At 43.7% G+C, this 25,387-nt stretch carries 22 protein-coding genes; 4 read left to right on the forward strand and 18 right to left on the reverse strand.

Going from position 1 to position 25,387, the window contains the following annotated elements:
* Positions 1 to 133: 133 nt before the first annotated feature.
* Positions 134 to 472, forward strand: coding sequence for a hypothetical protein (locus GQA99_RS10750; RefSeq protein ID WP_160053879.1), 339 nt, complete (start codon positions 134 to 136; stop codon positions 470 to 472).
* Between the two features lie 35 nt (positions 473 to 507).
* Here GQA99_RS10750 and tilS read toward each other — a convergent pair whose 3' ends face one another.
* The 17 genes from tilS to rpsB form a co-directional block, all read right to left on the reverse strand.
* Complete coding sequence (gene tilS / locus GQA99_RS10755; protein ID WP_160053880.1) at positions 508 to 2,001, reverse strand: tRNA lysidine(34) synthetase TilS; 1,494 nt, start codon at positions 1,999 to 2,001, stop codon at positions 508 to 510.
* Between the two features lie 9 nt (positions 2,002 to 2,010).
* Positions 2,011 to 5,487 (reverse strand): DNA polymerase III subunit alpha, encoded by a 3,477-nt coding sequence (gene dnaE / locus GQA99_RS10760; RefSeq protein WP_160053881.1) that lies wholly within the window; start codon positions 5,485 to 5,487, stop codon positions 2,011 to 2,013.
* Positions 5,488 to 5,597: 110 nt separating this feature from the next.
* Positions 5,598 to 6,227 (reverse strand): ribonuclease HII, encoded by a 630-nt coding sequence (gene rnhB / locus GQA99_RS10765; RefSeq protein WP_160053906.1) that lies wholly within the window; start codon positions 6,225 to 6,227, stop codon positions 5,598 to 5,600.
* A gap of 17 nt (positions 6,228 to 6,244) precedes the next feature.
* Positions 6,245 to 7,399 carry a lipid-A-disaccharide synthase gene (lpxB, locus tag GQA99_RS10770; RefSeq protein ID WP_160053882.1) on the reverse strand — a complete coding sequence of 385 codons (1,155 nt, stop codon included), beginning with the start codon at positions 7,397 to 7,399 and terminating at the stop codon, positions 6,245 to 6,247.
* Between the two features lie 8 nt (positions 7,400 to 7,407).
* The gene (gene lpxA / locus GQA99_RS10775; RefSeq protein WP_160053883.1) at positions 7,408 to 8,178 is read right to left on the reverse strand and encodes an acyl-ACP--UDP-N-acetylglucosamine O-acyltransferase; all 771 of its coding nucleotides are present in this window, start codon (positions 8,176 to 8,178) and stop codon (positions 7,408 to 7,410) included.
* Positions 8,175 to 8,636: a 3-hydroxyacyl-ACP dehydratase FabZ gene (gene fabZ, locus GQA99_RS10780; protein WP_160053884.1), complete on the reverse strand. Its 462-nt coding sequence runs from the start codon at positions 8,634 to 8,636 to the stop codon at positions 8,175 to 8,177. Before fabZ ends, lpxA begins: the two co-directional genes overlap by 4 nt.
* A gap of 30 nt (positions 8,637 to 8,666) precedes the next feature.
* Complete coding sequence (lpxD, locus tag GQA99_RS10785; RefSeq protein WP_160053885.1) at positions 8,667 to 9,692, reverse strand: UDP-3-O-(3-hydroxymyristoyl)glucosamine N-acyltransferase; 1,026 nt, start codon at positions 9,690 to 9,692, stop codon at positions 8,667 to 8,669.
* A 5-nt stretch (positions 9,693 to 9,697) separates the two neighbouring features.
* On the reverse strand, positions 9,698 to 10,195 hold the full coding sequence (locus GQA99_RS10790) for an OmpH/Skp family outer membrane protein (protein WP_160053907.1): 498 nt from the start codon (positions 10,193 to 10,195) through the stop codon (positions 9,698 to 9,700).
* 64 nt (positions 10,196 to 10,259) lie between these two features.
* Positions 10,260 to 12,743, reverse strand: coding sequence for an outer membrane protein assembly factor BamA (gene bamA / locus GQA99_RS10795; RefSeq protein WP_160053886.1), 2,484 nt, complete (start codon positions 12,741 to 12,743; stop codon positions 10,260 to 10,262).
* Positions 12,744 to 12,774: 31 nt separating this feature from the next.
* A complete protein-coding gene (gene rseP, locus GQA99_RS10800; RefSeq protein WP_160053908.1) occupies positions 12,775 to 14,145 on the reverse strand; it encodes a sigma E protease regulator RseP in 1,371 nt (456 codons plus the stop codon).
* 12 nt (positions 14,146 to 14,157) lie between these two features.
* Positions 14,158 to 15,348 (reverse strand): 1-deoxy-D-xylulose-5-phosphate reductoisomerase, encoded by a 1,191-nt coding sequence (ispC, locus tag GQA99_RS10805; RefSeq protein ID WP_160053909.1) that lies wholly within the window; start codon positions 15,346 to 15,348, stop codon positions 14,158 to 14,160.
* Between the two features lie 5 nt (positions 15,349 to 15,353).
* Complete coding sequence (locus GQA99_RS10810) at positions 15,354 to 16,211, reverse strand: phosphatidate cytidylyltransferase (RefSeq protein WP_160053887.1); 858 nt, start codon at positions 16,209 to 16,211, stop codon at positions 15,354 to 15,356.
* A 22-nt stretch (positions 16,212 to 16,233) separates the two neighbouring features.
* On the reverse strand, positions 16,234 to 17,058 hold the full coding sequence (gene uppS / locus GQA99_RS10815) for an undecaprenyl pyrophosphate synthase (protein ID WP_160053888.1): 825 nt from the start codon (positions 17,056 to 17,058) through the stop codon (positions 16,234 to 16,236).
* An 81-nt stretch (positions 17,059 to 17,139) separates the two neighbouring features.
* Positions 17,140 to 17,682: a ribosome recycling factor gene (frr, locus tag GQA99_RS10820; protein ID WP_373291431.1), complete on the reverse strand. Its 543-nt coding sequence runs from the start codon at positions 17,680 to 17,682 to the stop codon at positions 17,140 to 17,142.
* Between the two features lie 134 nt (positions 17,683 to 17,816).
* A complete protein-coding gene (gene pyrH / locus GQA99_RS10825; RefSeq protein ID WP_160053890.1) occupies positions 17,817 to 18,554 on the reverse strand; it encodes a UMP kinase in 738 nt (245 codons plus the stop codon).
* 68 nt (positions 18,555 to 18,622) lie between these two features.
* On the reverse strand, positions 18,623 to 19,474 hold the full coding sequence (tsf, locus tag GQA99_RS10830) for a translation elongation factor Ts (protein ID WP_160053891.1): 852 nt from the start codon (positions 19,472 to 19,474) through the stop codon (positions 18,623 to 18,625).
* 117 nt (positions 19,475 to 19,591) lie between these two features.
* Positions 19,592 to 20,320, reverse strand: a complete 729-nt coding sequence (gene rpsB / locus GQA99_RS10835; protein ID WP_160053892.1) for a 30S ribosomal protein S2 — start codon at positions 20,318 to 20,320, stop codon at positions 19,592 to 19,594.
* 372 nt (positions 20,321 to 20,692) lie between these two features.
* On the opposite strand from rpsB, the gene map reads away from it, so the two are divergent.
* Genes map through dapD form a run of 3 tightly spaced genes read left to right on the forward strand, consistent with a single transcriptional unit; the run spans position 20,693 to position 24,967 of the window.
* Positions 20,693 to 21,490, forward strand: a complete 798-nt coding sequence (map, locus tag GQA99_RS10840) for a type I methionyl aminopeptidase (protein WP_160053893.1) — start codon at positions 20,693 to 20,695, stop codon at positions 21,488 to 21,490.
* An 18-nt stretch (positions 21,491 to 21,508) separates the two neighbouring features.
* Positions 21,509 to 24,082, forward strand: coding sequence for a bifunctional uridylyltransferase/uridylyl-removing protein GlnD (glnD, locus tag GQA99_RS10845; protein ID WP_160053894.1), 2,574 nt, complete (start codon positions 21,509 to 21,511; stop codon positions 24,080 to 24,082).
* 60 nt (positions 24,083 to 24,142) lie between these two features.
* Positions 24,143 to 24,967 carry a 2,3,4,5-tetrahydropyridine-2,6-dicarboxylate N-succinyltransferase gene (gene dapD / locus GQA99_RS10850; RefSeq protein ID WP_160053895.1) on the forward strand — a complete coding sequence of 275 codons (825 nt, stop codon included), beginning with the start codon at positions 24,143 to 24,145 and terminating at the stop codon, positions 24,965 to 24,967.
* Positions 24,968 to 25,069: 102 nt separating this feature from the next.
* On the opposite strand, the gene GQA99_RS10855 is transcribed toward dapD, so the two are convergent.
* Positions 25,070 to 25,387, reverse strand: a 318-nt coding sequence (locus GQA99_RS10855; protein ID WP_240904650.1) for a transposase, incomplete at its 5' end; no start/stop codon positions are given.

Consider the following 25,387-nt stretch of genomic DNA (forward strand, 5'->3'; position numbering starts at 1 on the left):
AGAAGTATATCTAGCCAAATAAAATCAAGACCAAGCGTACAAATCTACTTGACATATTATGTCCAAAAGCCTACCTTAAATACTTGGCTGACATATTATGTCTTTAAGTTCACAACCAAAACAAGGAAGGTATATGAAAACTATCATCATCGGAATATTAAGTTTTGCCATAGGTATTAGTGTGGCTGGTATTGTTGGACTGAAGTTATTTGCTTATGGCGGTCAAAGTGTTGCGGCGGCTGAAATCCAAATGGCCACGACAACATTACAACTCATTGAGTCAAAACAGATCGATGTGGCTGTGAGTAAATTGTGTTCAATATTACCCATTGCACTAAACAACAAAGCTGACATGGACGCTTCATGGTTTGCTACTGAATTTAACTACGGTAGTCATAATACAAATGACGAAAATATTGAAGTTCAAGCCGCTTCATTGCTCGAGCAACAAGGCATTTGCCACAATCTGTAAGCTTAATTGGCTTCAAGGTTGTTTTTGTGGCGATTTTACCGGGTGTTCAAAAGCGGTAAGCTAAGCCCGGGTTGGCCTGGTGCTGCCAGGTAACGTTTGTCTATCCATAATCCGATAGCGGCAACTAACACATCACCGTAAAAAATTAATGGAATTTGCTGACGACGCCATGGCGGTATATGACACTCCTGCCAAAGCTTTTTAAGCTCACGCGGTTTGCTGCGCTGCGATGTGGCAAACTGTGGCTGACATTTAATTGCACCAGATGCACCATACTGCACAGTGATTTGTGCTTGATCAAAAGGCAAGGCAAGTAACGGCGTTACTGATGTTGAAATATCTTGCTGTGCAAGCTCTTGCGCCTGAATTTGCACACTAAATGGCAGCTGCCCTATTTTGCCCGTGGCTTGATTTAGCTCGCCGGCTAATACTGCGCGAATATCATTTTCAAGCTTTGTGGCATCGACAGGTTCAAGCGCTTGATGGGTTAATACATAAGCCGCATTGGCAAAGCGTTTAACCTGATAATCGCCCCATTGAATGGCCACATTGGCATCATCTTTGGCCTCGATCAATTGCAACAATATTTGCTGTAATTGCGATTGCGATGGCAAACTCACACCACAATGCTGTAAATAACCTCGAAATAACAATGCTTGCCATGCAGGCGTTAATTGGCTCAACTGCGCCAGTTTAAACCCACTAGACTCAGTGATTAACCCGTCGGTATCGGTGGGTAGAGTTAACCATTGGGGTAAGCGATAACTCACTTCATCATCAATCACTTGTTGTTGCTGTGCACACAATGCGGCGCTTCTTGCTGCTGTGGTGGCAATGCTTGGCCAGCGTTGTTTTAGGCGAGGAATAATCTCTAGGCGTAAAAAGTTACGATCGTAACTGTCGTCTTGATTACTCTCATCTTCTATGTGGCTTAATTGGTATTGAGTTGCAAATTGCTCTATTTGCAGACGGCTAATGGCTAACAGCGGTCTAAGCAACCAGGATTGCTTGTATAATTGCATTGGCGCCATCGCGCCCAGGCCTTTGGGGCCCTGACCACGTTTTAATGCCAGTAATACGGTTTCGAGTTGATCATCTTGATGGTGGGCGGTAAGTAAGATATCGCCAGGATTAAGATAACGGTCAAAAGCCTGATAGCGCGCATCACGCGCTTTGGCTTCTAAGCTTTCCCTTGGGCCTTTTTCTACCTTAACCCGCTCTATTTGTACTGGCAGTTGGTAGTGATTCGCACGGCTAATACAGTGCTCTACCCACACATTAGCATTAGGGCTTAAACCGTGATGCACGTGAATAAGCAAACATGCAATGTGTGGATGTTTTTGGGCAAAAGCACTTAAGCCAAACGCTAAGACCTCAGAGTCAATACCGCCACTGTAAGCCAACACTAACTTAGGCGCATGCTCATTGAGTTGCACACCTTGTTGGTACAAAGGTAGCACGCTATTTTCTAGCAAGGTTAATAGCTGAGCGGTTGTTATATTGTCTGACTTCTGCGCGGCATGAGTCATGATATCTGCCTAATTAAACGTAATTTTAACGTTATGTGAACCGAGCATACTTTCAAGTGATAGCATTAATTCATCACTTGGGTTGACCCGCCATTCATTACCTAAGGTGATCTTACCGCTGGCTTCTGGTTTAACATAATTAATCACCACAGGCACTGCACCATTACGCCATGGCGTTAGGGTTTGCTCAAATGTTTCCAGCCATTCAGGGGTGACATCATTGCCTTGTACATTAATTTCAACCGCTTTGGCAAAGTGACTGCGAGCTTCACCAATTTCGATCACATTACGGGCATTCATACGGTTGCCACCCGAGAAATCATCAAAACTGACATCGCCTTCACAAATAAGAATGCGATCTTTTTCAAGTAAGTGACCAAATTTTTCAAATGGCTCGGTAAATAGCATGATTTCGAGACGCGCACTTTTATCATCAAGGGTAACCAGACCCATTTTTGAACCACGCTTGGTGATCATCACTCGGGTTGCTACCACTAACCCAGCCGCTTTAACGGTTTTGCCCCGCTCGGTTGGATGAATGTCTTTTAAACGGCCATTGGTGTATTGCTTAAGCTCTTTTAAGTACTGGTTAATCGGGTGTCCAGTTAAGTAGAGCCCTAAAGTTTCGCGCTCGCCTTCTAACCAAATTTTATCAGGCCATGGCGTGCACTGAACAAAGTTTTGCTTGCTGTCTTCTGGCTCGCTATTAAGCAAACCAAACATATCATGTTGGCCAATCGCTTCAGCTTTGGCATGCTGGGCTGCTGCGCTAATGGCTTCGGGTAATGTTGCCATCATTGAGGCGCGATGTGGGCCTAGGGTGTCTAATGCCCCTGCTAAAATAAGTTTCTCGATGACGCGTTTGTTGAGCTTTTTTAAGTCGACACGTGCACAGAAATCAAATAAATCGATAAAAGGGCCGTCTTTGCGAGCGTCTAAAATCGAATCAACAGGGCCCTCGCCCACGCCTTTAATGGCGCCAATGCCATAAACAATATTAAGGTCGTCATCAACGGTAAACTTAAACAAGCCTTTGTTCACATCTGGCGGAATAAGCGGTAAGCCCATGCGCTCACATTCATCAACTAAGGTGACAATTTTGTCGGTGTTATCCATGTCGGCAGACATTACCGCGGCCATAAACTGCGCCGGATAATGGGTTTTAAGCCACAATGTTTGGTACGACACTAAAGCATATGCGGCCGAATGCGATTTGTTAAAACCGTAACCCGCAAACTTTTCTACCAGGTCGAAAATTTTCATCGACAGGTCGCCGTCGACCCCGTTCTTAATAGCACCTTCTTTAAAGGTGCCACGTTGCTTGGCCATTTCTTCCGGTTTTTTCTTACCCATTGCACGGCGGAGCATGTCCGCGCCGCCTAGGGTGTAACCAGAAAGTACCTGAGCAATCTGCATAACCTGCTCTTGATACAAGATAATGCCGTACGTAGGTGACAGTAACTCTTTTAATGATTCGTGTTGATATTCAGAGTCTGGGTAAGACACTTCTTCACGGCCGTGCTTACGTTCGATAAAGTTATCAACCATGCCCGACTGCAGCGGCCCTGGACGAAACAGCGCCACCAATGCAATCATGTCTTCAAAACAATCTGGCTGTAGACGTTTAATCAAATCTTTCATGCCGCGGGATTCGAGCTGGAATACCGCGGTGGTTTCGTAGCGTTGCAACAACCTGAAACAAGCAGGATCGGCAAGCGGGATGGATTCGATACGAACCGGCTCTTTACCTTCTTTAACTTGGCGCGGATTAATCATCTGCAATGCCCAGTCAATAATGGTTAAGGTCCGTAACCCCAAGAAGTCGAACTTAACTAAACCGGCGGTTTCAACGTCGTTTTTATCAAACTGGGTAACCGGGTTTAAACCTTCTGCGTCGCAATATAGCGGCGCAAAGTCTGTGATCCGTGTGGGGGCAATCACCACACCACCGGCATGTTTACCCGCGTTACGGGTGACCCCTTCAAGGCGGCGACACATGTCGATTAGCTCTTTTACGTCTTCATCTGCGGCGTAGGCTTCAGGTAGCGCAGGCTCAACCTCAAAGGCCTTGGCCAATGTCATCCCAGGTTCTGCTGGGATCATTTTTGTTAAGCGTTCAACAAAACCGTATGGATGGCCTAATACACGGCCAACATCACGTACAACCGCTTTGGCCGCCATGGTTCCAAAGGTAATAATCTGTGATACCGCTTCACGGCCATATAGCTCGGCTACGTGGTCAATCACCTCGTCACGACGGTCCATACAAAAGTCGACGTCAAAATCGGGCATCGAGACACGTTCAGGGTTTAAGAAACGTTCAAACAGTAAGTCGTACTCTAGCGGATCAAGGTCGGTAATTTTAAGCGCATAGGCCACCAGCGACCCCGCACCAGAACCACGACCAGGCCCGACAGGAATACCGTTATCTTTACCCCACTGAATAAATTCCATTACGATAAGGAAGTAACCCGGGAAACCCATCTGGTTAATGACTTTGAGTTCAATTTCGAGGCGTTCGTCATACTCACCACGCTTTTCAGCTCGTACCTGTGGATCAGGAAATAAAAACTCGAGTCGCTCTTCTAAGCCTTTTTCAGACACATCAACTAAAAAGTCTTCAATTGATAAGTCGCCAGTGGGGAAGTTCGGCAGAAAATACTCGTACAATCGAATGGTAACGTTACAACGTTTAGCAATTTCGACGGTATTTTGTATCGCCGAAGGGATATCGCTAAACAGTTCGCACATCTCATCTTGACTGCGTAAATACTGTTGGTCGCTGTAGGTTTTAGGGCGACGAGGATCCACAAGGGTAAAACCATCATGAATTGCCACGCGAATTTCGTGTGCTTCAAAGTCATCTTGCTTTAAAAACACCACCTGGTTAGTGGCAACAACCGGCAAACCTCTGCTTGATGCAAGTTCAACTGCCATGTGCAGGTAACGTTCTTCATCGGCGCGCCCGGTTCGAATTAATTCTAAATAATAGCGGTCGTTAAAGTGTTGTTGGTAAAAGCTCACTAAAGCGTCAACCTGGTTTTGATTGCCTTTTAATAACGCCTTACCAACATCACCTTCTTTAGCACCCGATAAAATAATCAAACCACGGTTAAATTTAATCAGCCAATCTTGATCAATCACTACCCGGCCATCAATTTGACCACGCAAATAGGCTTCACTGATTAATTGGGTCAAGTTTTGATAGCCTTCGTTGTCCATCGCAATAATGGTCAACGCGCAAAATTCTTTTTCAAAGCCTGGCGTTTGCACCCAAAAGTCGGCACCGACTATGGGTTTAATTCCTGCGCCATGGCAACCACCATAAAACTTTACCAGGCCGCAAAAGTTGTTTTGATCGGTTAACGCTATCGCCGCCATGTCGAGGCTTTCTGCCGCGGCAATAATGGGCTTAACTTTTGCGACGCCGTCTGACATCGAAAAATCACTGTGAACGCGTAAATGAACAAAACGAGGATCGGACATAGATTAATTATTCTTCGAAAAAGATGAATGTAATAACATGAAAAAGCGGGATTTAGACTATCAAACTAAGCAACTTTCTCCAATGATTAAGTCGGTTATTGTCTTTAATATCAAGATTTATTCTGCAGTAAAATACGTTCAGCAACCGGTTTAAAGCTTTTACGATGCTCAGGCAATACGCCGTGCAATGCTAAAGCCTCAAAATGGGCTTTAGTTGGGTAGCCTTTGTGTTTAGCAAAGCCATATTGAGGATATTGCTGGTCTAGGATATCCATTTCAGCGTCGCGGGTCACTTTAGCAATAATAGAAGCCGCACTAATGGCTGCTACTAAGCCGTCACCTTTAATCACGGCATGGCTAGCAATACCAAAGTCAGGTACACGATTACCGTCGACGAGCACCCGTTGCGGCTCAATACTTAGCCCGGCAACTGCACGTTGCATGGCTAACATGGTGGCATGCAAAATATTCAACTCATCAATTTCTGCCGGGCTAGCTCGGCCAACACTGACACTCAGCGCGTTGTCGATAATATCTTGATATAAAGCATTACGGCGCTTTTCGCTGAGCTTTTTAGAGTCGTTTAAACCAGCAATAGGCTTATTAGGATCTAAAATCACAGCCGCTGTCACCACGTCGCCCACTAATGGGCCACGTCCAACTTCATCAACGCCAGCAACCACACCTTGCGATATCAAATTGACTTGTTCAGGTGTGATGTTTTTTATCACAACAGGCATAGTATCAAGCGTTATCATTAGGATTGTCCTGTTACCAGTAAAGCATCTACAGCATCTGCTGCGCGCTCGCTGGCATTGCATTTAAGTAGCTGGTGCAATTGCTCAAATTGGGCATTAAGCGGCGCAAAATCCTGGTTAAGTTGCTTAATCACAGCCTCTGCGATTAATTGAGGCTGACAATTATCTTGAATAAGTTCAGGTACTATCGTTTCATTCGCGAGTAAGTTCGGTAATGAATAGTTGTTAATTTGCATCATGCGGATCGCTATCGCATAAGTTATCGGGCTTACACGATACGCCACTACCATGGGACGCTTAACCAGCATCGCCTCTAAAGTCGCAGTGCCAGACGCTAATAAAATACAGTCGGCAGCGGCCATCACTTCACGCGAGTGACCATCAACAATATGAATTTCTAAATCTGGTGCATATTGTTGCAGAGCGTCGGTGAATTGCTGTTTACGCGCCTCATTCACCATAGGTGTAACAAACTTGATGTCAGGATAGGCTTGTTTAACGAGCAAGGCCGCTTTAACAAAAGGCTCAGCAAGCTGAGCTAATTCACCACCACGAGAGCCTGGTAATACCGCCAAGTATTCTGCTGCGGCATCTAAACCTAACTCTGCACGTGCGGCTAACTTATCGCTTTGCATCGGAATATCATCAGCCAGGGTATGGCCAACAAATGTGCAAGGAACCTGGTGTTTATCGTAAAAGGCTTTTTCGAACGGCAATAAAGACAGCACCATATTGGTGGCTTTGGCTATTTTAAAAATACGTTTTGGACGCCACGCCCACACCGAAGGGCTAACGTAATGCACGGTTTTAATGCCTTTGGCTTTTAATTTTAGCTCAAGACCGATATTAAAATCGGGGGCATCGATGCCAATAAAGCAATCAGGTGCAAGTTCGGTAATCTGTTTGATCAGACTTGAGCGAATATGGAGCAACCGAGGTAGACGTGATAGCACCTCCACTAATCCCATGACCGCTAGCTCTTCCATTGAAAATAGACTTTCAAATCCGAGGGCTTGCATACGTGGGCCACCAATGCCGATAAAGCGGGCATCAGGATGGCGTTGCTTAAGCGACTTAACTAAGCCAGCACCTAAAATATCGCCGGAGATTTCTCCGGCGACAATGGCAAATACTTTTTGAGAACCTTGTGTCATCTTTTCTTCTATCGAATAATGCCGCGACCAGGATGATTAATAAATGCCATAAAGGCTTTTACATTTTCATCTTTTTCAGCCATCTCACTGACTTCAGCGTTGGCTTCTTCAATGGTTAAACTCTTACGGTATACCGCTTTATACGCATTTAAGATTGCACGCTGGCTTTCTTTGGTAAAACCACGGCGCTTTAAGCCTTCAAGGTTTAACCCACGTGGTGCTGCTGGAGACCCCGCCGCCATCACAAATGGTGGCACGTCTTGTAATATAAGAGAGGCACCCGCGGTGAAAGCATGATTACCAATGCGAACAAACTGATGCACACCTGTCATGCCACCAAGAATAACCCAATCGCCAACATGTACATGGCCAGCAATTGAAGCATTGTTAGCCATAATCACATTATTACCCACAACACAGTCGTGAGCGATATGCACATAAGCCATAAACAAGCAGTTTGAGCCAATACGGGTTTCGTGATTGTCTTGAGTTGTACCACGATGGATGGTGACAGATTCACGGATAATATTGTTGTCACCGATAATTAAGCGAGTTTGTTCGCCGGCATACTTTTTATCCTGGCACTCTTCACCGACTGAAGCGAACTGGAAAATCCGGTTACCTTTACCGATAACTGTTGGACCTTTAACCACCACATGAGAGCTTATCCAGGTGTCGTCGCCAATTTCAACGTTCTCGCCAATGTATGTCCAAGGACCTATCGTGACATTTTGACCGATTTTGGCTGTAGGGTGAACAAACGCTAATTTATCTATCACTTTTTAATCTCTCTACGTGCGCACATAATTTCGGCAGAACAAACCAGTTCGCCATCAACTAATGCTTCACCAATAAATACACCAATGCCACGGCGCTCTTTAATCATTTTGACGTGGAAATGTATTTGATCGCCTGGCTCAACAACACGTTTAAAACGCGCCTTGTCGATACCTGCAAAATAGTACAATACGTCTGGAGAAGGTTCAGTGCTCATGGTTTTAAAAGCAAGTAAGCCTGTGGCTTGTGCCATCGCTTCTAAAATTAAAACACCGGGCATAACCGGTTGAACAGGAAAATGACCTTGAAAAAAAGGTTCATTAATCGTGACGTTTTTAATCGCGTGTAATTGCTCACCCACGGTAAAATCCAATACACGATCGATCAACAAAAATGGATATCTATGAGGTAGATATTTAAGGATCTCTTTAATATCCATGGTGTTTAATTGGTTTGACACACTACATTCCTTAATCAAGGCAGAATTGGCTTATTCTTCGCCTTTGGTACTTTTCTCGAGCTGTTTTACTCGATTAAATAATTCATCTAATTGACGGAAACGCACAGTGTTTCTACGCCATAGCTTGTTTTCCATTGCAACCGTTGCAGAAGAATACACGCCTTTGTCACGGATGATACTGGTTACGTTAGTGCCACCTGAAACATGGACACCATCGGCAATAGTTAAATGGCCTGCAATGGCAGTATTACCGCCAATAATACAGTATTTACCAATTTCTGTACTACCCGCAATTGTAGTGCTACCTGCAATAGCAGTATTTTGACCAACAATGACATTATGAGCAATTTGAATTTGGTTATCGATAATCACGCCATCGTGAATTTCAGTATGAGATAACGCGCCTCTGTCGATACTGGTACACGCACCAATTTCGACATTATTACCGATACGAACTCCGCCAGTTTGAGGGATCTTAACCCAGGTTCCGCGCTCATTTGCGTAACCAAAACCATCAGAACCAATCACTGTACCTGATTGCACAAGACAATGTTGTCCGATGTGCACATCATGATAAACAGTGACGTTAGCCCAGAGACGAGAATCTGAACCAATAATGCTGTCTTCACCGATAACACAGCCGGGTCCAATTTGGACGTGCTCACCTATAATTGCCCTTGCACCAATAACCACATTAGCCCCGATTGCCGCACCTGTGCCAATAATGGCTGACGAGTCAATTTGTGCTGATGGGTGAATGCCTAACATTTGTTTAGGCGTGGTATCGAGTCGTTGCGCTACACGTGCAAATGCCACATAAGGGTCGCTAATAATTAACGCATTACCTTGATAAAACTCAGCGTCTTTTTCGCTTAGCAATACCGCGCTAGCTTGAGTTGCCTCAAGCTGAGCACGGTACTTACTATTGGCTAAAAAAGAGAGTTGACCTTGGGCCGCATCTTCAAGAGTCGCAACACTGGTGATTTCCACTGTTGCATCACCTTTAACCGTTGCGCCCAATTGCTGGCCAAGCTCTTTTAAAGTCACTTTTTGCATATTACTTATTTGCCTTTACTTAAGGCTTCAACCACTTTACCGCTGATATCAGCTTCTGGCTTAACAAAAATAACCGCGCCACGTTGTAGCACTAGATCATAATTTTCTTTACCAGCAATAGTATTAATGGCTTTTTGAACTTGAACTAATAGTTTATTTTGCTCTTCACCTTGACGACGACGCATGTCTTCATCAAGTGCTTTGCCTTTTAATTGGAATTCAGATTTTAAAGAATCCATTTTACGTACTAGTTCAGTTTTTTGTGTGTCGCTCATTAATGCGCCGTCACGTTGTTGCTTTTCAACCAAAGAACGCATTTCTTCCTGCATTTTTTGAACTTCAGCAACACGATCACCAAACTCAGCTTTTAATGATTTAGAAATTTGTTCGCGCTGTGGCAACTGCTCAAACACTTCACCCATGTCAACCACTGCAATTTTTTCTGCGTGAGCGAGCATAGGCGTAGCGATTAATGCCAATGTTACTAGTGCGCGATTTACCATCTTTTTCAAAGTAGACTCCTGTTAAAATTGTTGTTATCAGCAAAACCTGCCGAGTGTATTTGTTTTAGAACGTTTTGCCAATATTGAACGAGAAAATCTCTGTTTCATCGTCTTCATATTCTTTTATCGGCCAGGCTAAACTAAACACCATTGGACCCATTGGTGATAGCCACTGCACGCTCATACCCCATGACGCACGGATACGTCCAGGGTCACTATAATCACTTAACTGCGAGAATTGATCCGCTGGCAAATAGCGATAGCCATCGTAATCAAACTCGGTATCCCACACGTTACCGGCGTCTAAGAAGAAACTGGTACGCACTGAGTTAGTGTATGCCTCATCTAAAAATGGTGTTGGCACTATCATCTCTAAACTGGCGGTTGCAATTGCATTACCACCAATAGAGTTGCCTTCACTGACATAAACAGTGTTGACATCTCCAGGTAAGTTACAACCGTCACCCGATGGATCTGGCGAACAGGCGGAACTGCCACGATATAGATAGAACGAACGAGGGCCTACTGAATTAGACTTAAAGCCACGTAAGGAACTTGAGCCACCTGAGTAGTAGTTTTCCCAGAACGGTAAAATTTGTTCATTATCGTTAAAATCACCATAACCGTTTGCGTAACCTAAATGGGCACGAGCTAACAACACAAATCCGTGCTGACGAGTCATCGGGAAGTAGAAGTTAGTATCAAAATCGGTTTTAAAATATTGTAAATCCGAGCCTGGCACCGTCATTTTACCGCTTAGACGCTGTGAAGAGCCGTCTGTAGGGAACGTGCCGCGGTTAAGCGTGCTACGGTACCAACCTGCGGTCAATTCAAAGTTATCAAAACTTAAATCAGAATCAACTTCATCGTTTTCACGGTAAATATTGTAAAAACGCACAGCCTGTTCATAAGACGAAATTTCTGAAATCGTGTTATGACGATACCCAATACCACCGTTTAAACGGTTAGATTCATTAATCGGGAAACCAGAGTTAAGTGCAACGCCGTAAGACTTATTCTTATACCGTTCAAGGTTAGCCTGGTTCGCGTCAAACTCATTCCAGTACACGCTACCGCCTAAACTGACCCCATCTTTAGTAAAATATGGGTCGGTATAAGATAAAGTCGCACTTTTTGAGTACTTATTGGTATTAACGCTAAAACCTGCTTGGTTACCAGTACCAAGGAAGTTGTTTTGCTCAACACCGAACTGCAAGCTTACGCCTGATTCAGTACCGTAGCCCACACCAGCATTGAACGAGCCTGATGGCTGCTCTTTAACGGTAACGGCTACGTCAACAAGGTCGTCACTGCCTGGCACTTGAATCGTCTCAGTTTCTACTGTTTCGAAGTAACCTAAACGGTTAAGACGCAACTTAGACTGTTCAATTTGGGCTGAGTTTAACCAAGCCCCTTCCATTTGACGTAACTCACGGCGCATGACTTCATCTTTAGTCACCGTATTACCGGTGAAATTGATGGAGCGAACATACACACGCTTACCTGGTTTAATATTGATGTTTAATACAACTTCTTTGTTTTCATCATCAATTTCAGGGTATGTTTTCACTTCTGGATAGGCATAACCAAATCGACCTAAATATTTACTGTACATTTCTTCGGTGAATGTCACATCTGCACCGTTGTACATATTGCCCGCTTTAATTGGCAAAATTGAGGTCATTAACTCTTCGCGGCCCATTAAATCGCCGACAAGGTTAACTTCTTTCACTTTGTATTTTTCGCCTTCTTTAACGTTGATTGTGATGTACAAACCTTTACGGTCTGGGGTCATCGCAACTTGCGTTGAAGTCACTTCAAAGCGAATATAACCTTTGTTGTGATAATAGGTCTTAATGGTTTCTAAATCGGCCTGTAACTTCTGCTTTTGATAGCGACGTTCGCCGAATAAATCCCACCAGGCAACATAGTCTTTCAGCTCGAGCATGCTAATCAGCTCTGAGTCAGTAAATACCGTGTTACCTACCACGTTAATTTGACGAATTTCTGCCGCTAAACCTTCGGTAAACTTAAACTTAAGCTCAACACGGTTACGCGGTAAGTTGATAATCTGTGCTTCAACTTTGGCGCCGTACTTACCTACACCGTAATAGAAATCTTGCAGGCCTTTTTCAATGCCTGACAACATGGTTCTATCTAAGGATTCGCCAGATTTCACACCAGAACCATCAAGACTCTCTTGTAACTGCTCGTCTTTAATGTCTTTGTTACCTTCAAAGGAGATAACGCTGATGGTTGGGCGCTCTTTGACGGCTACATACAATATGCCATTTTCATGACTGATACTGATGTTTTCAAAGTTAGTTGAGCCATAGAGGCTCTTAATCGCTTGCTGTAATTTAACTTCATCTATTGTGTCACCTACTTTCACAGGTAAGTTTAATAGCGCCGCACCGAGAGCAACTCGTTGCAGACCTTCTACTTGAATGTCGGTCACTTCAAAAGGTTGGAAAGACTCTGCCCAACCATTCCCTGAAAAAGACGCGCCGACGAATAACATCGAGGCAAAAATTTTATTCAATCTCATAGAGCACTTCTAATTATTAGTCTGTCCTTGCTCAGAGTCGGGCAAAATCGTTGAATAGGGCGACACCCATCAACATTAGCAGCATCGCTGCGCCAAACCTGAAACCTATTTCCTGTACCTTTTCGGGTACAGGCTTACCAGTAATCACTTCAACAAAGTAATACAGCAAGTGTCCACCATCAAGCACTGGCAAAGGCATTAAATTAATGATGCCTAAGTTAACGCTGATGAGCGCGATAAACCCAAGAAAGTACACTAAACCGTAACTTGCACTGGCGCCTGCGCCTTGTGCAATCGAAATAGGACCACTTAAGTTTTTCACCGACACATCGCCGGTAAATAATTTTCCAATCATCTTGAAACTAACGACAACGAGTTGCCATGTTTTGTCAGTCGCGGCGATAAAAGAATCTACTATGCCATACTCAAGCTCAAAGCGCATATTATCAGGCCAGGGTGCTTGAGTTGGACTAATGCCAACAATACCAATGGTTTGACCATCTGCGTTTTGTTGTGCTTTAGGTGTTACATCAACATTGATGACCTGACCATCTCGCATCAATGTCATGTTGATTGTTTTGTTTGCCGATGTTTGTACCACATCAACAAAGGCTTTCCAATCACTGTAAGGGGTTCCATTAATCGCTGACAATTTATCACCGACTTTTATCCCTGCTTGTTCTGCTGCACTCTCAGCCGACACTAAAGCAATGGTAGGGTCAATCCCTGGGCGAAATATCCCTAAACCTAACGAAGTAATAGGCGAGGTTTTTTCAGGATCAAAAATCCACGACCTGGTATCTAATGTCACTGTTTTGGTTGGCATATCCATGCCCGATAATGTGGCCAATGGCGCAATGGTTAATTCGATGCTTGCATCACCAATATGCCCCACTAACGCTAAGTTAACCTCTTCCCACGTGCGCACTTTTTGCCCTGACACCGCGAGAATCTGTTGCGGTTCAACCACATTAATAATCCCTGCAGGACTGTCTAATTTTGTGCTATCGATAACAGGTTTTAATGATGGCGTGCCAATCATGTACATAATGTACAAAGCAACAATGGCAAAAATAAAATTGGCAATGGGGCCTGCTGACACAATCGCGATACGTTGCCATACCGTTTTACGGTTAAAGGCCTGGTCGACAAGTTCTGCAGGCACGTCTTCAACACGCTCGTCGAGCATTTTAACGTAACCACCTAGTGGGATCATCGCAACCACATATTCGGTGCCGTCTTGACCCACTTTGCGCCATATCGCTTTGCCAAAACCAATAGAGAAACGCTCTACTTTGACACCACAACGGCGGGCAACCCAAAAATGGCCGTATTCATGGGCGGTAATTAAAATGCCCAATGCCACGATAAATGAACCAAGGCTCCAAAAAAAATCTATCATCATTTCCCTGTATTAATTGAGTGCGTTAATAAACGACTTAGCGGTTTTACGTGCTTGCTCATCAAGCTGTAATATATCATCAATGCTGGCTAAGCGTGTTTGTTGCACCGAGTCTAAACAATGATGATTAACATCAGCAATATCGGTAAAACGGATCTGACCTGCTAAAAACGACTCAACAGCAATTTCATTTGCTGCGTTTAAAACCGTTGTCGCTTCTTGGCCTTGTTCACAAGCTTGCATCGCTAAACGCAAACAAGGAAAACGGCTAAAGTCAGGTTCACAAAAGCTTAATTGTCCGACTTTGAAAAAGTCTAAAGGTTCAACACCGGCGTGAATTCTTTGCGGATAGCTCATACAATGAGCAATTGGTGTGCGCATATCGGGATTTCCCATCTGTGCAATCACAGAGCCATCGCGATATTGCACCATGGAATGAATCACGCTTTGAGGATGAATCACCACTTTAAGCTGATCTTTTTGGGTATTAAACAGCCAACGAGCTTCGATAAACTCTAAGCCTTTATTCATCATGGTGGCTGAATCGACCGAAATTTTAGGTCCCATAGACCAATTAGGATGATTACACGCCTGAGCCGGTGTCATTGCGCTCAAGGTCGTTAAATCAGTGTTCAAAAATGGCCCACCAGACCCCGTTAATAATATATGCGAAATCCCATTAGCATTGAGATCGCAGTAACCGAGTTGGTCTTGCACTTGCTGAGGTAGACATTGATATATCGCGTTATGTTCGCTGTCGACAGGCAATACCGTTGCACCTGAAGCCTTCGCGGTGTTCATAAACAATTCACCAGACATCACCAGGGCTTCTTTGTTGGCCAATAACACACGCTTACCGGCTTTTACCGCATCAAAGGTAGGCACTAGTCCGGCGGCGCCAACGATGGCGGCCATGACTGTATCTGTGCGGCTATCGGTAACAAGCGCATTTAACGCCTGAGCCCCTGTTGTGACTTCTGTAACACAACCTGAGGGTAGCTGCGCTTTAAGTTGCATAGCCGCGCGCTCATTAACCATATGCGCATATTGCGGCTGATATTGAACACACAGAGCAAGCATTTTATCGACACTGGCATTAGCAACTAAACCATAGACTTTAAAAGCATTGGGGTTGTTCGTTATCACACTGAGTGTGCTCGCACCAATTGAGCCTGTCGCCCCGAGTATCACCACATTTTGCATCGACATTACATCCACATCGCAATATAGATAAAGGTAAACACAGGTAATGCTGCCGTTAAGCTGTCGATACGATCTAAAATACCGCCATGACCAGGTAAAATAGTCCCTGAGTCTTTTATGTTGGCAGCACGCTTAAACATGCTTTCAGATAAATCACCAAATGCGGAGGCTAATGCTGTCACCAATGTCACCACAATCAGCAAACCAAGCTCTTGTTCTGGTGCGACGTACATTACGCCTGCAACCACTATCATAGTCGTGAGTAAACCGCCGGCTAAGCCTTCTAATGTTTTCGCAGGACTAACACTAGGCATTAACTTGTGCTTACCTAATGTGCGGCCCGCAAAATATGCACCGGTATCGGTAGCCCATACTACCAACATCACTAAAAATACTAATGCGCCACCAAAATAGGGATCAACATTATTGCTCAATGACTTCAGTGCGATTAGCGAAGCAAAGCACGGTACTAATGTTAATTGTCCAAACATAGACTTTAACATTGGGCTGGTTTTCCAGAATTTAGCACTTTTAGGGAAACTAAATACCAATACACTGCTGACAATCCACCAGAAAACTCCGATGCTAATGATCGCTAGATACATTGGGTGTAATTGCCCCTTAAACCATAATACATCTACTGGTACGGTTAAATTAAGCGCAATAAGCAGAAAACCTAACGTTGCGGTAAAAGACCATTGCGTTGCATTGCAATTTGGGTCAATGAAACTGCCCCACTCTTTTGCTGCGACTAAAAAAACAGGCACTAACACCCAAGCAAAAAAGTTTGCTGGTAGTAAAAAAATTGCCCCGAGTACAATTGGGATTAACCACAATGCTGTTATTATTCGTTGTTTTAGCAAAAACTAATCCTCTTAATATTTTTTATATTGCGCGTATTTCTTCGATTTGACTCCCAGTCAAACCAAAACGACGCTGCCGACTGGCAAAAATGGCAAGTGCATCGCGAAATGCTTGCTCATCAAAGTCAGGCCACAGGGTGTCAGTAAACACCAATTCGGCATATGCAGCCTGCCATAAAACAAAATTACTAATGCGGTAATCACCACCAGTACGGATCATTAAATCAACTTCGCTCTGATTTTGCATGCACAAATGTTCATTTAGGGCATCTTCGGTCATCTGACTGCTGTTGATTTCACCAGTCGCGACCTTTTCGGCTAATTTTTGTGCGGCTTGTAAGATATCCCAACGACCACCGTAGTTAGCAGCTACATTCAATATTAACCCGGTATTAGCAAGCGTTTTCTCTTGAGCTGCCGCAATTTGCTTTTGCAAACGCGCTGAAAATCGGCTGGTGTCGCCAATAATATTGAGCTTAACTTGATTTTTGTCGAGCAATTTAAGCTCGCGCTGCAACACAGTAAAAAACAGTTCCATTAACAAACTGACTTCTTTATCTGGTCTACGCCAATTTTCACTCGAAAACGCAAACAGCGTTAACGATTCAATCCCTAACTGACTGGCAGTGCTTACTGCACGACGAACGGCTTTAACACCTGCTTTATGCCCAAATACACGGGCTTTGCCTTGCTGTTGTGCCCAGCGACCATTACCGTCCATGATAATTGCAACATGCTTTGGCAGAGATTGTTTTACGACATCAGATAATTGCCCCGGCAACAATTGCGAAGTGACAGACTCCGGATCTGCATTAGGCTCTGATTCAAACTCAACTGTAGATGACATCTACGGCAATCCTTTATAAAAACAAACGCCGTGTAGTATACCCTTACACGGCGTGTTAACTCTAGCGTCTAAGTTGAGAGATTATACTTCCATCAACTCTTTTTCTTTGGCCGCTAAAATGGTATCGATGTTTTTGATGAATGAATCAGTGTGTTTTTGCACTTCTTCTTCACTGCGGCGCACGTCATCTTCAGTGCATTCTTTGGCTTTTTCAAGCTTCTTAACTTCACTGATCGCGTCACGGCGAACGTTACGAATGGCAACACGGCCGTTTTCAGCTTCGTTTTTAACCACTTTGATGAAATCTTTACGACGCTCTTCGGTTAATGCTGGTAACGGAATACGTAACGTTGCACCGGCTGTCATAGGGTTTAAGCCGAGATCTGAACTCATAATGGCTTTCTCAACAGCTTGTACCATAGTGCGGTCAAATACAGTTACCGTTAACGTGCGAGAATCTTCTACACCAACGTTAGCAACTTGCTTAAGAGGCGCCATAGAACCGTAATAAGAAACCTGAATAGAATCTAATAAACTTGGGTGTGCACGGCCTGTACGCACTTTAGCCATTTGGTTTTTAGTCGCATCAACGCATTTACCCATGCGCTCTTGCGCATCTAACATAATTGTATCAATCACAATAATTTCCTTTTTTTCACAAATTCATGTGTGCTTGAGCTTTAGTCTAAGAATGACACAAGCAATAAAACAGCTCAAACAGTTAATTTATTTGGTGTCACTATTTTTTACTTCTGTGATTAAGCAGGTTGTTTACTGCTAATAACTGTACCTTCTTCTTCGCCCATAATCACGCGACGAAGCGCGCCAGGCTTGTTCATATTGAACACTAAAATAGGCATATCATGATCACGTGCCATGGTAAATGCTGCAAGATCCATTACTTTTAATTCTGATTCAAGGACTTCAGCATAGGTCAACGTGTCATATTTAACCGCTTCAGGGTCCTTCATTGGGTCTGCAGAGTAAACACCGTCTACTTTGGTCCCTTTTAGTACCACTTCAGCTTCGATCTCGATACCGCGCAAACACGCCGCAGAATCTGTTGTGCAAAATGGGTTACCTGTACCTGCAGCAAAAATCACTACGCGGCCAGACTTTAATAAGCTAATCGCTTCAGCCCAATTATAGTCGTCACACACGCCTTTAAGCGGAATGGCAGACATAAGACGAGCATTGACATATGCACGGTGCAACGCATCACGCATGGCTAGGCCATTCATTACGGTTGCTAACATACCCATGTGATCGCCCACCACGCGGTTCATGCCAGCTTTTGCTAAGCCTTCACCACGAAACAGATTACCACCACCAATAACCACACCAACTTGAATGCCAAGTTCAACAAGCTCTTTTACTTCTTGTGCCATACGATCAAGTACTTTTGGGTCAATGCCGAAGCCTTCTTCACCCATTAATGCTTCACCGCTTAATTTAAGCAGAATGCGTCTAAACGCTGGTTTTGGATTGGTGCTCATAATTTTCGTCCTGATTATAACAAGACCGCAGCGGTTGCTGCGGTCTTAGGGTACTTAGAGAAAAGCGATTACGCTTTTTTAGTTGCAGCGATTTGCGCCGCTACTTCAGCAGCAAAATCTTCTGCCTTCTTCTCGATACCTTCGCCAACTTCTAAACGAATGAAGTTAGACACTGTTGCTTTTTTCTCTTTAAGAACTTCGCCAACAGTTTTCTTAGGTTCCATGATGTAAGCTTGACCAGTAAGAGAGATCTCACCAGTAAACTTCTTCATACGACCTACAACCATCTTCTCAGCGATTTCAGCAGGCTTGCCTTCATTCATCGCGATTTCGATTTGAAGCGCTTGCTCTCTTTCTACAAGTTCAGCAGGTACGTCTTCAGGGTTTACGAATTCTGGCTTAGAAGCAGCAACGTGCATTGCGATGTGCTTTAAGGTTTCTTCGTCAGCTTCACCGGCAACAACAACACCGATACGCTCACCGTGACGGTAAGACGCTAAGTTTGCACCATCGATGTACTCAACGCGACGAACGTTGATGTTTTCACCAATTTTAGCCACTAAAGCAACACGGGTTTCTTCAAACTGTGCTTTTAAGTCTTCAATGGTCACTTTCGATGCAGCAGCTACGTCTAACACTGCGTTAGCGAAACCAAGGAAGTTTGAATCTTTAGCAACGAAGTCAGTTTGACAGTTAACTTCTAAAAGCGCAGCGAAACCTTCACCGTTTTTGATTAGAATAGTACCGTCAGCAGCGATGTTACCTGCTTTTTTAGCAGCCTTCGCAGCACCGCTCTTACGCATGTTATCAATCGCTAGTTCGATGTCACCGTCAGTTTCAGTCAGTGCATTCTTACAGTCCATCATGCCAGCGCCAGTGCGGTCACGAAGTTCTTTAACTTGGGCAGCAGTAATTGCCATTGTTAAATCCTCTAATTTAATTCGTCTAATTTTGCATTTATAAAACAGGGGCCAAAAGGCCCCTGTTCACCAATTATCTTATTGGCAAATAAGGGAGATGCTAAGCATCACGCCTTATTAAACAGCTTCTACGAAACCGTCTTGCTCAGCTTGAACAGCGATATCTTGACCACGGCCAGAGTTGGCAGCAGCAGCAACAGATGAAGTGTACAAACGGATAGCACGCATCGCGTCGTCGTTACCAGGAACGATGTAGTTAACACCGTCTGGTGCAGAGTTAGTATCAACAACTGCAACAACTGGGATACCTAGGTTGTTTGCTTCTTTAATAGCGATATGCTCATGGTCAGCACCGATAACGAATAATACGTCAGGTAAGCCGCCCATGTTCTTGATTCCGCCTAAAGACTTTTCTAACTTGTCTAATTCGCGTGAACGCATTAGCGCTTCTTTCTTAGTAAGCTTGTCAAAAGTACCGTCTACAGACTGGCTTTCTAGCTCTTTAAGACGCTTGATTGACTGACGAACAGTTTTCCAGTTTGTTAACATACCGCCTAACCAGCGGTGATCAACATAGTACTGGTCACAAGAAATTGCAGATTCTTTGATAGCTTCGCCAGCAGCGCGCTTAGTACCTACGAATAATACTTTACCTTTCTTAGAAGCAACGTTGCTAATGAAAGCTAAAGCTTCGTTGAACATTGGTACAGTGTGCTCAAGGTTGATGATGTGTACACCGTTACGAGCGCCGAAGATGAAAGGCTTCATCTTTGGGTTCCAGTAACGTGTTTGGTGACCGAAGTGAACACCAGCTTGTAGCATGTCGCGCATTGAAACAGTAGTCATTGTATATACCTTAATGTAAGGGGTTAGACCTCCACGCATCCCATGTTTTCGACCCTTCCATTACCGTTGTAATAAAAAAGCACCCCGAAAAATGTGTCGATACGTGTGTGATTTAGTATTTAAGTTAATTGCCATGTATAATAGCCGCCATATTTTACGGTTTGCCGAACTCTTTGTGATGATTTGTTTAAAATGCTTATAAATAAGCGTTTAATAACAACTACCGACATCGAGTTAACTCGAACCGTACAACAACGATCTTATACACAACGGCGCGCTTTATACCATAATCGGCAACTAAATACAAATTTTTGCCATAAAATCCTTGGGTAAAACCAGCCAATTTTGACCGTCAAATGATAGAGAGTTTTCATGAGTATTGTGATTAAAAATGCAGACGAAATAGCAAAAATGCGTGCCGCAGGTAAGTTAGCTGCGCAGGTATTAGAAATGGTTGCTCCTTTTGTAAAGGCTGGCGTCACCACCGATGAGCTAAACGACATTTGTGCAAAATACACCGAAGAGCAAGGCGCAATTTCTGCCCCGCTTAATTACCATGGTTTTCCAAAGTCAATTTGTACCTCGGTAAACGAAGTCGTTTGCCACGGCATTCCTTCTGGGTATGTGTTAAAAGAAGGCGATATGATTAACCTTGATATTACTGTTATTTTAGACGGTTATCATGGCGACACCTCTAAAATGTTTTTAATCGGTGAAGTGTCAGCAAAAGATAAACGCTTAAGCAGAATTGCCCAAGAAAGTTTGTATTTAGCCATTCGTAAGGTTCGTCCTGGTTTAAAATTAGGCGAAATTGGTACGACCATCGAAAAATTCATCAAAGCCAGTAAAACAGGGCTTGATAAGTATTCCATCGTGCAAGATTATTGTGGACATGGTATTGGTTCAGGCTTTCATGAAGAACCTCAAGTTGTTCATTACAAAAACAATGACAAAACCACACTAAAACCGGGCATGTGTTTTACCATCGAGCCAATGATTAATGCCGGTCGTCATACGACAATATTGGATAAAAACGATAATTGGACAGTAACCACCTCTGATGGTAAAAACTCTGCTCAATGGGAACACACATTATTGGTTACCGAAACCGGCGTGGAAGTGTTAACTTTACGCGAAGAGGAAGATTTCCCTCGTATCATTAATCACTAACAAAAAATAAGGTTATCAATGAATACTGCGCTGGCCGCCAAAAATGCATTATTAGACTTAAACCAGCGCTTAGTTGAGCAATACACAGCAAAACACCCGATTGCTGATATTGTTAAACATCGCAGTCAATTTGTTGATTCCTTACTCACTCAATCATGGCAAGATTTTGCGTTACATTCTGACGCACTTGCCCTGGTTGCAGTCGGTGGCTATGGTCGCGGTGAACTGCACCCCCATTCAGACATTGATTTATTGTTTTTAGTTAACGATGAACCACTCTCTGCAGAATTAGAAAGTAAACTCAGCCAGTTTATTACCTACTTGTGGGACACCGGACTTGAAATAGGTCACAGTGTGCGCACGCTGAGTCAAACCATTGAGCAAGGCAAAGCTGACATCACCATTGCCACTAACTTAATTGAAGCAAGGCTATTAACCGGCAGCGAAAACTTATTCGATTTACTCTACGACAATATTCGTCAGCAAGACTTTTGGCCATCGTATGATTTTTACAATGCCAAAAAAGATGAACAAACTAATCGGCACAGCAAAGCCAGCGCCTTCGATTTAGAACCTAATATAAAAACCTGCCCAGGTGGACTGCGCGATATTCAAACCATTGCATGGGTAGCGATGCGACACTTTGATGCAGCTACATTAGAAGAACTGGTTGAGCATGACTTTCTTGCGCCAGCGGAGCTTGAAGAATTATTAGAGTGTCAAAACTTTTTGTGGGAAATCCGCTTCGCGCTTCACATCACAGCAAATCGCAATGAAAACAGGCTATTGTTTGATTTACAGCGTCAGGTAGCCAGTTTATTAGGCTATGAAGACGCCACACAGCTTGCTGTCGAGCAAATGATGAAACGCTACTATCGCACGGTTCGCCGGGTGATGGAGCTTAATCAAATGTTGTTACAACTCTTTAAACGCGCCACACTTGGGCATACTCAAACACTTGAAATTCAACCAATTAATAGTGTATTTCAACGCCGAGGCCGTTATATCGAAGTCTTGGATGAAGAGCTATTTACGCGATCCAATGAAGAAATTCTTCGTTTATTCTTAATGATCGCGAAAAACTCTAACATTCAGGATATTTACGCCCCAACCTTACGTTTGCTGCGCAATGCACGTCGCGGATTAACCGCGCCTTTGCAAGATAACCCCGCTTGTCGCAAAGTGCTGATGGAAATTTTAAAACATCCTAGAGGCATTGAAGCGTTATCGTTTATGCACAAACATGGTATTTTATCTTCGTATTTACCCGCCTGGCGCAAAATTGAAGGTCAAATGCAATTTGACCTATTCCATGCGTACACCGTTGATGAGCATACCCACAGGTTATTACTTAATATTGAACGTTTTTCTCAAGCCGAACAAAAAGATGAGTTCCCTCTTGGGGCAATTTTAATTAACCAATTGCCTAAAAAAGGCTTATTGGTACTAGGTGCGATATTTCATGATATTGCTAAAGGTCGGGGCGGCGATCACAGCAAGCTCGGTTCAAAAGATGCCATCGACTTTTGTAAATTACATGGCATGAACGATCATGACGGACGCCTCGTCGCCTGGTTAGTTGAAAATCATCTAGTGATGTCTGTTACCGCTCAGCGCCGTGATATTTCAGATCCTGACGTAGTGGCTGAATTTGCCGATAAAGTCCACGACACCATTCATTTAAGCTATTTGTATTGCCTTACCGTTGCCGATATCTGTGCCACCAATGAAAAAACCTGGAATAACTGGAAAGCCTCATTGCTGCGCGACTTGTACTTTTCGACACAGCGCGTGTTAGCGCGTGGCAAAGAGAAACCTGTCGATGTTAAAGCCCGTGTAAAAGAAATACAGGCTAAGGCAAAAAAAGAATTAATAAGACGGGGTATCAAAGAAAAAGACATGGACACATTGTGGTCACGTTTTAAATCGGACTATTTTATTCGCCACCAGCCGAATCAAGTGGCCTGGCATGCAGAAGCTATCTTAAAGCACAATCGTGATGAACCATTAGTGTTAATGTCTAAGCACACAACACGAGGCGGCACTGAGCTGTTTATTTATAGTAAAGATAAACCCAAACTGTTTGCCACAGTCATGACCGTATTAGACAATAAAAATATCAATGTCCATGATGCCAACATCATGACCTCAAAAGACAATTACGTGCTCGACACCTTTGTCATTTTAGAACAAGATGGCGAACCTATTATTCAGTTATCGCGCATTCAAAGTGTACGTAAAGCACTCGAAAAAGCCTTAGCCAGTGAAAATCCGAAACTGCCAAAGTTCAGAAAACTGGCGCGGATCATGAAACCTTTTAATGTTGCCACGCATGTGAGTTTCTTACCGAGTGCCCGTCATGGTACAAGTATGATGGAATTAATCACTCTGGATACGCCAGGCCTGCTTGCCAAGGTCGGCGACACGTTTTATCGCTGTGATGTCACCTTACTCGCTGCAAAAATTACCACGATTGGCGAGCGAGCAGAGGATTTCTTTATTTTGCAGACTCAGAGCGGTGCGGCATTAGACGAGCAACAGCAACAACAATTAACAGATGCGCTAATACTCGCACTGAAATCCACTAACTAATTTTTTAAACTCAATGTTTATGCTAATTTTGAGCTAATCATTACCTACTGGGAGAAAACAATGGAGGCTTTACGCCAACGCATTGAAGCAGCATTCGAAACACGCCAAGACATTTCACCTTCGAGTGTCGACGCAAGTGTACGTGCTGATGTTGAAACTGTAATCAACATGCTAGACAAAGGCGAAGCACGTGTTGCTGAAAAAATTGACGGTGAATGGCATGTTCATCAATGGCTAAAAAAAGCAGTATTACTGTCATTCCGTATTTTTGATAATGGCGTGATTGATGGTGGCGACACCAAATACTTTGATAAAGTACCGCAAAAATTTGCTGACTATGACGAAGCACGCTTTAAAGCGGAAGGCATTCGTGTAGTGCCGCCTGCGACCGTTCGTAAAGGTTCATTTATCGGTAAAAACACCGTATTAATGCCATCTTACGTTAACCTAGGTGCTTACGTGGACGAAGGCACCATGGTTGATACGTGGGCAACGGTTGGCTCATGTGCCCAGATTGGTAAAAACGTTCACTTATCTGGCGGTGTCGGTATTGGTGGCGTATTAGAACCATTACAAGCCGGCCCAACCATTATTGAAGACAACTGCTTTATTGGCGCACGCAGCGAAATCGTTGAAGGCGTTGTTGTTGAAGAAGGCAGCGTGATCTCTATGGGCGTTTACATTGGCCAAAGCACACGCATTTTTGACCGCGAAACCGGTGAAGTGCATTACGGTCGTGTACCTGCAGGCTCTGTTGTAGTGTCTGGCAACTTGCCATCTGCTTGCGGAAAATACAGCTTATATGCCGCCATTATCGTCAAAAAAGTAGACGCTAAAACTCGCGGTAAAGTCGGCATTAATGAACTACTGCGTATCGTTGATTAATCATCGTACTCGTTACATTCGTTAACCATTAAAAAGGCGCTAAGCGCCTTTTTTTATACCATTGTGCGTTATACCATTTCCATTAATTAACCTCAGATCTGGTTAAGCAAACACGATATTAGTGCTATCTAACAGCTCAAGTTCTTGAGCTGTTAGATTTAATGATGGCTTCTCGTCTTTTAAACAATATGCAATCAATCCACCAACTAGATTAAGCATGAACCCATGCGCGCTGCGGTGTCTTGAGTGTTCTATATAGGAAATATTTTTCAATTGGTCATTCACTGTTTCAATAATGAATCGCTTTTTTAACATGGCTCTATCCCATAAAGAAATAAACTTTTTCTTCATGTTCTTACGAACGGTGGTGATTAATTCAACGCCCTTTTCCAAAAGCTCACCCGTTAGAGCTTGGCTAAT

It is taken from the genome of Shewanella litoralis (assembly GCF_009828585.1).
Classification (GTDB): Bacteria; Pseudomonadota; Gammaproteobacteria; order Enterobacterales; family Shewanellaceae; genus Shewanella; species Shewanella litoralis.

What these genes read in the sequence shown, in the direction of transcription:
- GQA99_RS10750 (WP_160053879.1), top strand. Translation starts at nt 134, where the DNA reads ATGAAAACTATCATCATCGGAATATTAAGTTTTGCCATAGGTATTAGT.
- tilS (WP_160053880.1), bottom strand. Translation starts at nt 2,001, where the DNA reads ATGACTCATGCCGCGCAGAAGTCAGACAATATAACAACCGCTCAGCTA.
- dnaE (WP_160053881.1), bottom strand. Translation starts at nt 5,487, where the DNA reads ATGTCCGATCCTCGTTTTGTTCATTTACGCGTTCACAGTGATTTTTCG.
- rnhB (WP_160053906.1), bottom strand. Translation starts at nt 6,227, where the DNA reads ATGCCTGTTGTGATAAAAAACATCACACCTGAACAAGTCAATTTGATA.
- lpxB (WP_160053882.1), bottom strand. Translation starts at nt 7,399, where the DNA reads ATGACACAAGGTTCTCAAAAAGTATTTGCCATTGTCGCCGGAGAAATC.
- lpxD (WP_160053885.1), bottom strand. Translation starts at nt 9,692, where the DNA reads ATGCAAAAAGTGACTTTAAAAGAGCTTGGCCAGCAATTGGGCGCAACG.
- GQA99_RS10790 (WP_160053907.1), bottom strand. Translation starts at nt 10,195, where the DNA reads ATGGTAAATCGCGCACTAGTAACATTGGCATTAATCGCTACGCCTATG.
- bamA (WP_160053886.1), bottom strand. Translation starts at nt 12,743, where the DNA reads ATGAGATTGAATAAAATTTTTGCCTCGATGTTATTCGTCGGCGCGTCT.
- rseP (WP_160053908.1), bottom strand. Translation starts at nt 14,145, where the DNA reads ATGATAGATTTTTTTTGGAGCCTTGGTTCATTTATCGTGGCATTGGGC.
- ispC (WP_160053909.1), bottom strand. Translation starts at nt 15,348, where the DNA reads ATGCAAAATGTGGTGATACTCGGGGCGACAGGCTCAATTGGTGCGAGC.
- uppS (WP_160053888.1), bottom strand. Translation starts at nt 17,058, where the DNA reads ATGTCATCTACAGTTGAGTTTGAATCAGAGCCTAATGCAGATCCGGAG.
- frr (WP_373291431.1), bottom strand. Translation starts at nt 17,682, where the DNA reads ATGTTAGATGCGCAAGAGCGCATGGGTAAATGCGTTGATGCGACTAAA.
- pyrH (WP_160053890.1), bottom strand. Translation starts at nt 18,554, where the DNA reads ATGAGCACCAATCCAAAACCAGCGTTTAGACGCATTCTGCTTAAATTA.
- tsf (WP_160053891.1), bottom strand. Translation starts at nt 19,474, where the DNA reads ATGGCAATTACTGCTGCCCAAGTTAAAGAACTTCGTGACCGCACTGGC.
- rpsB (WP_160053892.1), bottom strand. Translation starts at nt 20,320, where the DNA reads ATGACTACTGTTTCAATGCGCGACATGCTACAAGCTGGTGTTCACTTC.
- map (WP_160053893.1), top strand. Translation starts at nt 20,693, where the DNA reads ATGAGTATTGTGATTAAAAATGCAGACGAAATAGCAAAAATGCGTGCC.
- glnD (WP_160053894.1), top strand. Translation starts at nt 21,509, where the DNA reads ATGAATACTGCGCTGGCCGCCAAAAATGCATTATTAGACTTAAACCAG.
- dapD (WP_160053895.1), top strand. Translation starts at nt 24,143, where the DNA reads ATGGAGGCTTTACGCCAACGCATTGAAGCAGCATTCGAAACACGCCAA.